Source organism: Selenomonas sp. GACV-9 (assembly GCA_900116485.1).
GTDB lineage: Bacteria > Bacillota > Negativicutes > Selenomonadales > Selenomonadaceae > Selenomonas_A > Selenomonas_A ruminantium_G.
In genome coordinates, this window is the sequence record FPAX01000002.1 from 53645 (window position 1) to 65793 (window position 12149).

Here is a 12149-nt window from a genome sequence, read left to right on the forward strand (position 1 = left end):
GAGTGAGGTACTATGTCCAAACCATTCATCCAGCATTTCCTAAGCACATATAAAGCCGCCTTGCTCTGGCTTGCCAGTCTCGAGCTTGTCAGCAGCCTGCTGATCCTTGCCATCGCCTGGCAGTTCACGGGCCTTATCGCCGGGGTAGCCAGCCAAACCTTTACGGCCATTTCCGAAACAGCGCCAGTCCTGCTGGCGCTGTTTCTCATGCTCTGCCTGCGCCTGCTGCTGACAGATTGTCAGCGCCGCCGCCTCGTCCACCTCTCCACCAGCTGGCGGGAACAGTGCCGGCAAAAGATCCATACTGGATTGACAAGTCAATCCCTGGCACCAGCTGACTTGTCAATCCTGGCCGTCGAAACAATCGATGCGCTGGACAATCTGCTGAGCCAAGGACTGCCTGTGCTCCTCGCGCTGGTGATCCGCACGCCAGTGCTCATCGCCGCAGCCTCTGTGGCCGATCCGTTTACCGCACTGCTCTTTGCCCTGACCCTGCCCATCGCCCCCTTCCTGCTCTACCTGATTGGCCAGACCACCAAAGCGGCCAGCCAGAGGGAATGGGCAAAGCTTGAAGAGCTTGCCACAGGCTTTCAGCAAATGCTGCGCAGCATGCTGACCATCAAGCTCTTCGGTCAGGAGCGCACCGCCCGTCATACGCTCCATACCCTCAGTCATGACTTTGCCACGGCTGCCCTGCAGGTACTAAAGCTTGCATTTGCCAGCGCCTTTGCCTTGGAACTCATCACGACGCTTTCGATTGCCATCATCGCCGTGAGTACTGGCCTGCGCCTGCTTGACGGCACCCACTCCTTCCCTGCCGCCTTTTTCCTGCTGCTGCTAGCCCCGGAATTCTATCAGCCGCTGCGTCAGGGCGGCATCATCTTTCATGCAGCCATCGAGTCGCTGACCGCCTGGCAGAAACTGAAAGGCTTCGGCCTGACTTGCGAACCTCCAGCAACAGAAAATGCCCGCCATGAGCAGCTGCAGGTTCCCCCCGCCATCTCCGTGCAGAGACTCAGCTACCACTATCCAGGCACTGCTGCAAAACTTTTCGAACAGTACCATGAGGATTTCCCCGCCGTCAAGATTTCCGTCATCACCGGGCCAAGTGGCTGCGGCAAGTCCACCCTGCTGAAACTTCTGGCCGGGCTGCTGTCCCCCGCTTACGGCACCATCCTGCTCAACGATCAGCCGCTTGCCACAATGGCAGCTGCCAGCCGCCAAAAGCTCATCACCTATGTCCCCCAGCAACCCCATATCTACGACGCCAGCCTGAAAGATAATGTCAGTCTGTTCCAGGAGGTGCCCGACGAGCGCGTCCGTCAAGCCCTGCGGCTCGCCTCACTGGAGGACTGGTTCCTTGCGCTGCCTGATGGCCTCGCCACACCGCTTGGCGATAGCGGCCTGCCGCTGTCACAGGGACAGCGCAATCGTCTTGGTCTTGCCCGTGCCCTGCTGCAGAACCGCCCGATTGCCCTGCTCGACGAGCCGACAGCTGGCATGGATGAGCAACTGGAGCAGCAGCTCCTTCGCACCTTGACGGCCTTTGCCAAGCGGCGCACGCTCATCATCATCTCACATCATCCCGCCGTACAGTCCATCGCCGATAAATGCATTACCCTCTCCCCAGCACCCGAACAGGAGGCCACACCATGAAAAACTGTCTTGCTGCCATAACCCCACTGCTAAAACTCATGGCCCCCTCGGCGCTCCTCCCGGCTGCCCTGGCCGCTCTGGCCTCAGCCCTCTGTGCGCTCAGCCTTATGGGGGCAGCCGCCTGGCTCATAACCACCGCCGCACTCCAGCCGCCCCTAGCTGCGTTGGCGCTGGGCATCACCATTGTCCGGGCCTGCGGCATCGGCCGCGCTGTCTTCCGCTATGCCGACCGCTATTTCTCACACCGGCTGGCCTTTGACAGCTATACCGCCCTGCAGCTAAAACTCTACGATAGCGCAGCTGCTGTCCTGCCCCTGCGCGAGGGACCTGTTGCCCAAGGCCAATGGCTGCACCGGCTGACAAGCGGCTGCCAGGTGCTGCGCGACTTCTATCTGCGCGCCCTGCTGCCACCGCTTGTCAGCCTGCTGCTCATCCTGTTGACCACCATCCTGCTGTTTCCCGTGATTGGCCTTATGAGCTGCCTGCTGCCTCTGCTTTTTCTTGCCCATCTGCTAGTGCCGCTATGGCGCGAATCTGCCCAGCCCTGCGCCAGCCAGCAGGCAGCCCCCGCCTATCGCAGTGCCCTGCTGGACACTGCCGAAGGCCGCGACGAACTCCAGCTGGCCGGAAGCCTCGCTGCGATAACGATACGCCTGGATGCCCATGCCCAGCGGCTTTGCAGTCAGCAGCGGCAGGATGACTCTGCCAGGATAACCAGCGACAATCTGCTGCAGCTGGCCAGTGTGACCGTCCTTATCCTGCTGCTTGCCAGCCTCAGTGGCGCTGCAATCGCCCAGACGCTTTCCTTTATCGAGCTGGCGGTCTGGCTGCTGATCCTGCTCGCTTTGCAAACGGAACTGCCACCGCTTGCCGCAGCCGCCCGCTCCCTGCGTGAGAGCAAGACAGCAGCACTGCCCTTATGGGCAGTGCATTCGCCGCTAACAGAACAAAAGACTGCTGCCACGCCTACGGCTGCTACCCCACTGCTTGCCGTCAACCAGCTGACCTTCGGCTACCACCCAGAAGTTCCCATTTTCAATGGCCTGTCGTTTACGATTACTACTGGCCAGCATACAGCTGTTATCGGCGACAGCGGCAGCGGCAAGACAACACTGGCCTGCCTGCTGACGGCCTGCTGGCCCCCCGACAGTGGCAGCATCAGTCTTGGCGGACTTGACGCCGGCAAACTCACGCCCACACAACAGCGCAGTTTCTTTGCCGCCTGCCTGCAGGGCTGTCAGCTCCCCGCTGGTACGATCCGCTCGCTGTTCTCGCAGTTCATCCCCGGCATTAGCGATGATACTATCCAGCACTGCCTGCAGACTGCTCAGCTGACCGCCTTTATCCACCAGCAGCCCCAGGGACTTGATACCGAGCTCACATCCGATGCAACCAATCTCTCAGGCGGCCAGCGCAGCCGCCTGCTCACGGCCCTATCTCTTGCCCGCCCCGCACCTATCCTGCTGCTCGATGAGCCCACAGCCGGTCTTGACGCAAAAACATCGTCCGCACTGCTTACCGCCGTCCTTGACGAACTCGATAAACAGCAGCGAACGCTGCTGGTGATTACCCACGATCCACTGGCCATTGACCGTGTCTCCCAGGTAATCAGGCTTTGATTATTTCGTTTTCATCTCCGCATCATAGTCCCGGCCGCGGACTATTCGCTTGCGGCTGCTGACAAAGGCCGGATTGATGACACTCTTGGCCGGATTGAACTCCGGCGTCCGGATGTCGAGGATATCGAGCAGCGTGTGGATCATATCATCGGTCATATAGGGCCTGTTCACAGCGGCACAGATAGCCTGCCACTTCTCGGGATGTTTCTGCTTATAGGCAGGCGATGCCCAGAATACCAGCGGCACCTCGAGCTGCTGCCGGTTAGGGTTCTCCTCCACATGACCAGCAAAGCTGCTGCCATTATCGTAGATTGTCTCACCGTGGTCGGGCAGATAGATGACAAGGGCTTCCTTGTCCTGGAACTTGCCGATCAGCGAGCTCACCACAAAATCATTGTAGAACAGCGCATTCTCATACTGTGCGATTTCCGTGCGCTTTTCCTCAGACAAGTCATTCTGAGGGGCCGGGATATCCTCCTTGGTAAACTTCGTGAAGATATACGGGAACCGCAGATAGTAGAGGCTATGGGCCCCCATCAGATGCAGCACATAGAAATTCTTTGCCGCCGGCTGCTGCAGCGCCTCATCCACCAACGGGAACAGCTCCTCGTCCAGCCGCCCCGACTCCTCATGGGACTCGCGCAGCTGCGTATAGCGGCGCACATCGCTACGGCCCGCAAAGAGCTGCCCCACATTGCCCCAAATCCCCGAGCTCTCCTGATTGGACAGCCAATAAGTACGATACCCAGCAGCCTTCATGACATCGATAAGGTTGTTGTACTCGTACCACTCCTTATCCGACTCAGCGTCGTTGAAGGTCATGAGTTCCCGCAGGACAGCCACAGTCGCCCCCTGCGGCGCAATGGCATCCCGGTAGACAGCAATATCGCCCTTGACGGCAAGCTCATCAAGGTTCGGCGTATTTTCCAGCGGATACCCATAGAGGTGCATGCGCTCGCGGTTTGTCGACTCGCCGAGGATAAACACCACATAGGGTACATCGCTGTCATTAGCCGTAATCGTCACATCAGCTGCGGCCTGCTGCCTGAGCTGTTCAAAGGCCTGGATGTTGCGCACCGAAGTATCGATGGCCCTGCCCACACGCACAGCCGGAATATCCAGGGAATCGTTGACGACAAACGAATGATAATACTGCCAGAGACAGACGCCAGCTATGCCGCCTGCCAATAGGAACACCGGCACGATGCGGCTGCGCCAATGACGGTTGCCGAGGCTTAGCCGCAGTTCCCAGTCAAGCCGGTATACGGCTGCTGCCAGGCCAATAGCCACCAGCATGATGAACAGTCCCGTCCAACCCACATACATGCGCAGGAATTCGCTAGCCTCATGGATATTGGTTTGCATCAGCGCCGTGATGATGCCCGCCCCCACCAATGTCTCATAGTTGTAGATGGAAAAACACTCCAGCGCAGCCAGCACCACCGATATGCCGAGCACCAAGCCCGTGAGCAGCTGCCGCCCCCGCTTTACTGGCACCCAGCTGATACCTACGACCACCAGTGCCGCCATGGCCAGCAGGAACACGGCATCCACACCGAGGACTGCAAGCTGCCCATCCTTATACATATGGATATTCTGCCAAGCTATCGTGAAGAAATTCAAGCAAAACAAGCTCAGGATCGAACCAATCTTCGACTCCACCACCTGCTGCATCCTGGCCCAGAGCCTGAGGAAAACTGCCTTCAATCGCACAAAAAGACCTCCTGTCCTGTCAAATCACAGGATTCATGATATAATGGTATCATTATATCACGTTCCAGGAGGTTTTTTCATGACACAAGATGAATTTCATAAATTGGTGCACGTCGTAATGGATTCCCCGGCCAAACCGCCCGAGTCGCTGTTCATGGGCGGCATGGACAGCTGGCAGGCCCGCGCGCGGCTCGCGCATTTCCTCGCCATGCAGGGCATCGATAAGACCGATGAGGCCCTCGAACTCTTCCACAGCGTCGTCGAGGCTGAGCCTGACGAGGAAAAATCCGAAGAGGTCGAGGAGAAGGTATATGCGCTGCAGCGTCTCAGTTCGCTTGAAAAGGAGCTTGGCCAGAACGACGAGTCCTTGAACCATATCAATCAAGCCATCGAGCTTGCCGAAGGCACGGACTTCCTCTACAAATACATCCTGCGCGGCGAACTCTGGGCTGACCGCTGGAACCTCATGCACAAGATGGGCATGACCAGCGAGGCCGAAAGTGAGGCCGATGAGCGCATCGCCGCCTACAAGGACATCCCCGTCGAGCACAACAGCTATCTCTACTATGGCTACCGCTTCAAGGCCCAACTCTCGGCCGAACGCGGTGTAACACTAGTCGCCAAGGACTACATGCACATGGCCATCCACAGCATGGAAATCCCGGCCGAATACGAGGCTGGCCTCGAAAAAGCTTTCGCAGCCACCCACGATAACGCCTCATGGATCCTCAGCGAAGTGGACAAAGCCACGCCTAATCCAGAAAAATTGCACTGGGATATCTGATAACCCTTTACCTCATCCGTCAGACTTCGTCTGCCACCTTCCCCATAGGGGAAGGCTTTTTTTTTGCAGCCTTTTGCTGCTCCCGGCGCATCTTGAAGAACCGCTTCATGATATCGGCGCATTCCTGCTGCAATATCCCCGCTGTAATCTCCGGGCGATGATTGAGTGTCGGATTACCTGGGATATTGAATACTGACTCGCAGGCACCGGCCTTGGCATCCGTACTGCCATAGACCACACGGTCAACACGGCTCATGACGATAGCCCCGGCACACATCGGGCACGGCTCGATCGTCACATAGAGGGTAAGCCCTGACAGGCGCCAGCGCCCCAGATCCTTGCAGGCCTGCTGGATGGCAATGAGCTCGGCATGGGCCGTCGCATCATGCCAGTTCTCCCGCATATTATGCCCACGCGCCACAACAGCGCCATCCTCATCCACAAGGACAGCGCCAATGGGCACCTCTTCTTTGTCATAGGCCTTCTGCGCTTCCGCCAGTGCCAGCCTCATATACTTCTCGTCATCCAGCGTCATGGATCTTCCCTTCTACCTTGCTGAGGTCCACGCCTCCGCGATAGAACAACGACTGGGTAGGCCGGGCCGAAATCTCCAAACGGTAAGCATTCGGCGCGCCGGGCCCTGCCTCGTTCTCTGGCCGTGTATCCTTGGCCAGCTCGCGGTCGAGCACGTCAGCAAACTGTTTCTTTTTCTTTGGATCGTCCTCATAGCCTTCCTTGCGCTCAAAGAACTTGCCAATGCCTGAATCGATTCCCTTGAGACGGGATACTCTTTCAATGCGGTCTACCATATCAACCACCTCCCTGGTGATGGCAGCGGTTATTATCATACCTTACATAGTTTATATCGTCAAATATCCAGCAAACATTAAGCATTTTGCCGATATTTTACAAGATTTTATGAAAATAGGGGCATGTGCCAACCGCACATGCCCCTATCTCTATTGATCCAGTTTCATCGCTGGATTATTTCAGTGCATCACCGAGTTTTGCGTTCGTGTTGCGAGCAGCAGCTACGCTCTCATCGAACTTAGCTTTCTCGTCGCCTTCGAGTTTATACTCGACGATCTTCTCCATACCGTTCTTGCCGAGCAGGACCGGTACACCGATGCAGAGGTCTTTCTCGCCATACTCGCCATCGAGGTATACGCAGCACGGCATGAGCTTCTTGGAGTCAAGGGCAATAGCCTCGACCATAGCAGCTGCTGCAGCACCCGGTGCATACCAAGCGGAGGTGCCCAGAAGCCCCGTCAGCGTAGCGCCGCCAACTTTCGTCTGCGCAACGGCTTCATCCAGCTGCTCTTTGGAAAGGAGCTGCGTAACAGGAATGCCGCGATACGTAGCAAGGCTCGTAAGCGGAACCATTGTCTTGTCGCTGTGACCGCCAATGACCGTACCATCGACATCGGTCGGCGTAGCCGGATAGCCAGCTTCCTGCAGAGCCTTGGACAGGAAATAACGGAAACGGCTGCTATCGAGCATACCGCCCTGGCCGATAACACGGTTGCGCGGCAGTTTGGAATCTTTGAGCGTCAGGAACGTCATAGCATCCATCGGATTGGAGATGATGATGAAGATGGCATCCGGCGAATACTTGAGAGCCTGATCGACAACGCTCTTGACAATCTTAGCATTGACGCCGATGAGCTCCTCACGCGTCATGCCCGGTTTACGCGGCATGCCAGACGTGATGACAACGACATCAGAACCAGCCGTCGGCGCATAGCCATTCTCATCCCCGATCTCGGCCGTCACACCGATGACCCGCGTGTCGAAGTTCAGCATATGCGCCGTCTGCATGATATCCATGGCTTTACCTTCGGAAAAGCCCTTCTTGATATCCACGAGCATGACCTCGCTGCAGAAATTCTTGACTGCCAGGACATTTGCAACGGTAGCACCAACGTTACCTGCACCAACAACTGTTACTTTCATAATAGATTGCCTCCTTATAATTTGAAAACGGCTGCCCCATTACCATAATGGAAACCGCTTTCGGAATGCCTATTATTATGAATCACACTTATGATTCATTACGTGTAAATTATAACAAAGTACGACCAAAAAAGCAATGACTTTCCTTGAAATTTCTTATTTTATCATAAATTATGATTATTATCATAAGACCTGCTAACAATTCGTCAGACAATAAAAGAGGCCCCTTTCATAAAGGGCCTCTTTGACCATACAGAGTGGATAAATACCATTTCTATCCACTCGTCACGACTGTTCCTCGAACATGTCCTTGCCGACACCACAGAGCGGGCAGACGAAATCATCCGGCAGCTCTTCAAAAGGAACGCCTGGAGCCAGATCGTAATCCGGATCTCCCTTTTCTTCATCATAAATCCAGCCACAAACCGAGCAAACCCAAGTCTTCATAACCGAACCTCCTAAAATATCTACACACCTGTTATCCTAGGAGTACACTTCGCCTCACCAAAGATGAATTCCTGCCTCCCTGCAATTATTTTTCCCGGCTGCAGCGAGGCCACGTCACTCGAGCACCGCCTCCAGCGGCTGGCCTTCTACGCATTGATCATCCTTCCGCAGAACAACAAAGGCATACACGCTTGCCACACACACGATTCCAGAGATCACCAGAAATGTCGGCTGATAACCAATTGAATCATGCAGTGCTCCTAAAGGAGCCGAGAAAATAATCTGGCCAACCTGCGCAGCAATCTGGAAGCCAACCATATAGAGCGTCGCCGAGATACGCGTATCGAAATGGAGCGTAAAATAACGGAAGATGGCCAAAATAAACAGTGCTGTCTCCGGAGCATGCAGCAGCTTGATCACTGCTACACCGAACGGATTCGTAACCAAGCCGCAGCCGCCGATACGCAAGATCATGATTGCACAGCTGAGGAGAATGGCCTTGCGGACACCAATCTTTCTCATGAATACAGGCACCAACCCCATCATCAGGAATTCCAAAAATACTTCAACGGAGTTCAGCACACCATAAGCCTGCTGCCCCTGTTCCGGCGTTGCAAAGAAACGGGTGAAAAACTCAGGAAACATCTGTTGATCGAACACCGTATAAAACGTCCAGCTCATAACCACAAAAAGTATGATCTTCCAAACGTCAAAGATTTTGAATACACCCAGGATCTCTCGCATCGATGGTGTTTTATTATCTTTTCTGCTCTCTTCTTTATCCTCATAATGCGCCAGATTTTTCGTGTCGCGCTCAGGTCTCCATACCAGCAAGCTCACGAACAATATGGCAGAAATCGCCGACCCCGTCCAAAAGATCAGATACGGATTGATGGTAAATAGGAATCCGGCGGCCAGCGCTGCCACAGCATAGCCAAAGGAGCCCCATGCCCTTGCCTGTCCATACTCAAAATGATACCGCCGGCTCATGCGCTCAGTCACAGCCTCAAACACAGGGCAAGCTGCCAAATACGAAATTGCCAAATAAACCGCACCAACCATCGCACCAAGGAAAAAATTGTTTTCCAGCATCGGTACATACACCCAGGTAAAGAACGGTGCTATGAATATCTGTAACCCAATCAAAGCCAGCAACAGATTTTTCCTCATGCCAAGTTTATCCTGAATCGAACCATAAACAAACATCAAGACCAGCGCGACCGCCGAACCAAACGAAAAAATCGTACCTACTTGAGTCCCCGAAAAACCTTGTTTTGTCGTGAGCCATATCTGGAAAAATGACCACCAGATTCCCCAGCCCATAAAGAATAACAACAACTGTGTAGAACCAACACGATAAAATGGATTTTGAAATGCCTGTAGAAATTTCATGGTAAATCCCCCTTATCCATACCATTTCTGCCCCGATTATCTAGCGGTCAATATTGATTGGCCTGTGCCTCCAAGGCGTAAACCTTAGCAACTTCAGCCCCCCAGGGAAGCTGCATCGTCAAATCGTTCTGCCAATAAATCCGTTCGGTAAACGTAAATTCCCCCTCGTTCACAAACAATTCTGCAGAACTATTATCAATATACACCGTCAAATCCAGCTGCGCCGCCGAACGCATGGTGAGCGACCGCTCGCCATCCTCCGTTGTACGCCTAAGCGTCAGACGCCTGTCCCTCCTATCTATCTCCAAACTAAGCGTCTGCTGTCCATCACTCAATTCCAAAAGCTTTTGCTTGCCATCGGGGATATCCCCAAAAACCAGCTCCACTTCAGCCGTACGTGGTATCGCCAGCTGTTTTCCAGCAGCCAGATTGCCATCCCATAGTTTTTTCTCGCGCAGCAGCTGCATTTCTTGAATCGGCCGCTGATATATATGATTATCCTTTATGGATAATTCCCGAGGAATCGTCAAAGCCCCCGCCCAGCCATCTGTCTTTTCATACATGGGCGAATCCCAAGCATTCATCCACGCTACCATGATTCTTCTTCCATCTGGTGCCAGCATGGTCTGCGTAGCATAAAAATCATGCCCATGGTCGATTTCCTCGAACTGGCCGCGAATGAATTCCTTGTCATCTGTAACCTGTCCCAGCATATAGCCCGTCTGATTGAGATTGCGGAACCGATCGCCCTGCGCTTCTACCCCTTGCGGCGACATCAGTAAAACGTCCTGCCCCATCAGAGGGAAAAAATCCGGACACTCCCACATATAACCTTCACTTTTTACATTTGCAGCTTTTGCTAAGACACTGACCTTCTCCCACTGCTTGAGATCCTTTGACTGATAGAGCAGCGCCCGACCTAAGCCGTCCTTTCCTTGGCTCCCCAGCACCATATAGAAAGTCCCCGCCTCCTGCCAAACCTTAGGATCGCGAAAATGTTTTGTATTATCCGCCGGTACCTGCAAGACCGGATTTCCTTCATATTTTACGAAATGAACGCCATCCTCTGACCACGCAAGGTTCTGATCCTGATAAAACGCCTCGCTGTCTGCAGGGTCGGTCAAATGATGACCTGTATAGATCAGCCAAAGTTTATCCTCATAGACAACCGCACTGCCAGAAAAGCAGCCATCCTCCGCTTCATCTGGTGTCAACGCAACAGGCAGCGTCTCCCAATGTACCAAATTCTTGCTCCGCGCATGCCCCCAATGCATCGGCCCCCATTCAGCCGCATATGGATAATACTGATAAAACATATGATAATAGCCTTTGAACCAGGAAAAACCATTGGGATCATTCATCCATCCGCCGCTGGTCATCAAATGATACCCTAGTCTATATCTTTGATTATTCACCCGTATTTTTTCTTTCATCGATTATCCCCCATAGCTTCTTCTTTTTCTCAAACCGGTTCGAGATTTATTCGAAAATACATCGAACCAATATCGAATCGGTTCGATGTATTAATAATAACGCCGCAAATACGATTTGTCAATAGTATTTGCGGCAAATATATAGCATATAATAAAAAATAGGACTCAACAAGTATTGCCATCCAGGATAAACGGATCGATAACCCAAGGACCGTCTTCATACGTACCATTGACCATCTGCAGCACTTTACGTACCGATAGCTCCGCCAATTCACGAATCGGCTGCCGCACAGCAGTGATTGGCTCTAACCCCATCCGCGTCACCGCTGTGCCATCATAGGCAAGCAAGCGCAAATCATCAGGGACACGCCGCCCCAGCGCGGCAGCGACATGCAAACACGCCGCAATAGCCAAATCTGCTCCCAGTACGCCATCTACATCCGGATACTGCTGGAATAACTGCTGTGCTGCCGCTGCAAAGCTCGGATAATCAAACGCATTCCACGGCATCTCAACCACGTCCACTCTTACCCCATGCGCGTGTAAGATATCTGCCGCATTGAAATGATATTCGTTGGCTGGCGTCTGTACCCCTTGATAACCTATGACTTCGACAATATGCCTGCACCCATGCGCCAAAAAGCGCTCCGCCGCCAATTGTCCTCCTTTTTTATGATTGCAATGCACAATCGGAATCCGATCATTCAGATAACGGTCAAAGGCCACGATAGGCTGCTGGACATCTGCATACAGCGAAACATCCAGTGAATGGGCGCCCATGATGATGCCATCCATAGTCCGCCGCTTGAGCATATCCACAAAGGTCCGCTCCCCATTTTCTTTATGCTGCGTACAGCATAGCATCATCTTGCAATTCTGGTCATAAAGCGCAGCCTCCAGTGCTTCGATGACCTCACCAAAAAATGGATGCGATACCGATGGCATGATGACACCGATCGTATTTGTCCGGCTAAGAGACAGATTGCGCGCTACCTCACTCGGCACATATTTGAGCTTCTTCATGGCAGCCTCGACTTTTTGCCGTGTGGCTTCCGAAACATAGCCTTTCTTATTCATGACCAATGATACAGTACTTGCTGCTACCCCTGCTTCTTTCGCTACATCTTTTATCCTAACCATTGCTATCCTCTA

At 53.7% G+C, this 12149-nt stretch carries 11 protein-coding genes; 3 read left to right on the forward strand and 8 right to left on the reverse strand.

All coding sequences use genetic code 11. From position 1 onward, the window contains the following. The first annotated feature begins 12 nt into the window (after positions 1-12). Together BM322_RS03495 and BM322_RS03500 are read left to right on the forward strand one after the other, a co-directional pair. Positions 13-1656, forward strand: a complete 1644-nt coding sequence (locus tag BM322_RS03495; RefSeq protein ID WP_075428529.1) for an ABC transporter ATP-binding protein/permease — start codon at positions 13-15, stop codon at positions 1654-1656. Next, on the forward strand, positions 1653-3275 hold the full coding sequence (locus BM322_RS03500) for an amino acid ABC transporter ATP-binding/permease protein (RefSeq protein ID WP_075428530.1): 1623 nt from the start codon (positions 1653-1655) through the stop codon (positions 3273-3275). The genes BM322_RS03495 and BM322_RS03500 overlap by 4 nt, the downstream gene beginning before the upstream one ends. Here BM322_RS03500 and BM322_RS03505 read toward each other — a convergent pair whose 3' ends face one another. Beyond that, entirely contained in the window at positions 3276-4988 is a 1713-nt protein-coding gene (locus tag BM322_RS03505; RefSeq protein ID WP_318254517.1) for a phosphoethanolamine transferase, read from the reverse strand. A gap of 79 nt (positions 4989-5067) precedes the next feature. On the opposite strand from BM322_RS03505, the gene BM322_RS03510 reads away from it, so the two are divergent. Further along, positions 5068-5772, forward strand: coding sequence for a hypothetical protein (locus BM322_RS03510; RefSeq protein WP_075428531.1), 705 nt, complete (start codon positions 5068-5070; stop codon positions 5770-5772). Positions 5773-5791: 19 nt separating this feature from the next. On the opposite strand, the gene tadA is transcribed toward BM322_RS03510, so the two are convergent. The 7 genes from tadA to BM322_RS03545 form a co-directional block, all read right to left on the reverse strand. Further along, positions 5792-6307, reverse strand: coding sequence for a tRNA adenosine(34) deaminase TadA (gene tadA, locus BM322_RS03515; protein ID WP_075428532.1), 516 nt, complete (start codon positions 6305-6307; stop codon positions 5792-5794). Next, positions 6294-6581: a hypothetical protein gene (locus tag BM322_RS03520; RefSeq protein ID WP_075428533.1), complete on the reverse strand. Its 288-nt coding sequence runs from the start codon at positions 6579-6581 to the stop codon at positions 6294-6296. The genes tadA and BM322_RS03520 overlap by 14 nt, the downstream gene beginning before the upstream one ends. Before the next feature lie 175 nt (positions 6582-6756). Next, complete coding sequence (locus tag BM322_RS03525; protein WP_075428534.1) at positions 6757-7725, reverse strand: malate dehydrogenase; 969 nt, start codon at positions 7723-7725, stop codon at positions 6757-6759. Positions 7726-8010: 285 nt separating this feature from the next. Then, on the reverse strand, positions 8011-8172 hold the full coding sequence (locus tag BM322_RS03530) for a rubredoxin (RefSeq protein ID WP_075428535.1): 162 nt from the start codon (positions 8170-8172) through the stop codon (positions 8011-8013). Positions 8173-8286: 114 nt separating this feature from the next. After that, a complete protein-coding gene (locus BM322_RS03535) occupies positions 8287-9564 on the reverse strand; it encodes an oligosaccharide MFS transporter (RefSeq protein WP_075428536.1) in 1278 nt (425 codons plus the stop codon). Between the two features lie 47 nt (positions 9565-9611). Further along, positions 9612-10997 carry a glycoside hydrolase family 32 protein gene (locus BM322_RS03540; RefSeq protein WP_075428537.1) on the reverse strand — a complete coding sequence of 462 codons (1386 nt, stop codon included), beginning with the start codon at positions 10995-10997 and terminating at the stop codon, positions 9612-9614. Positions 10998-11162: 165 nt separating this feature from the next. After that, the gene (locus tag BM322_RS03545) at positions 11163-12137 is read right to left on the reverse strand and encodes a LacI family DNA-binding transcriptional regulator (RefSeq protein ID WP_075428538.1); all 975 of its coding nucleotides are present in this window, start codon (positions 12135-12137) and stop codon (positions 11163-11165) included. Between the last annotated feature and the right edge of the window lie 12 nt (positions 12138-12149).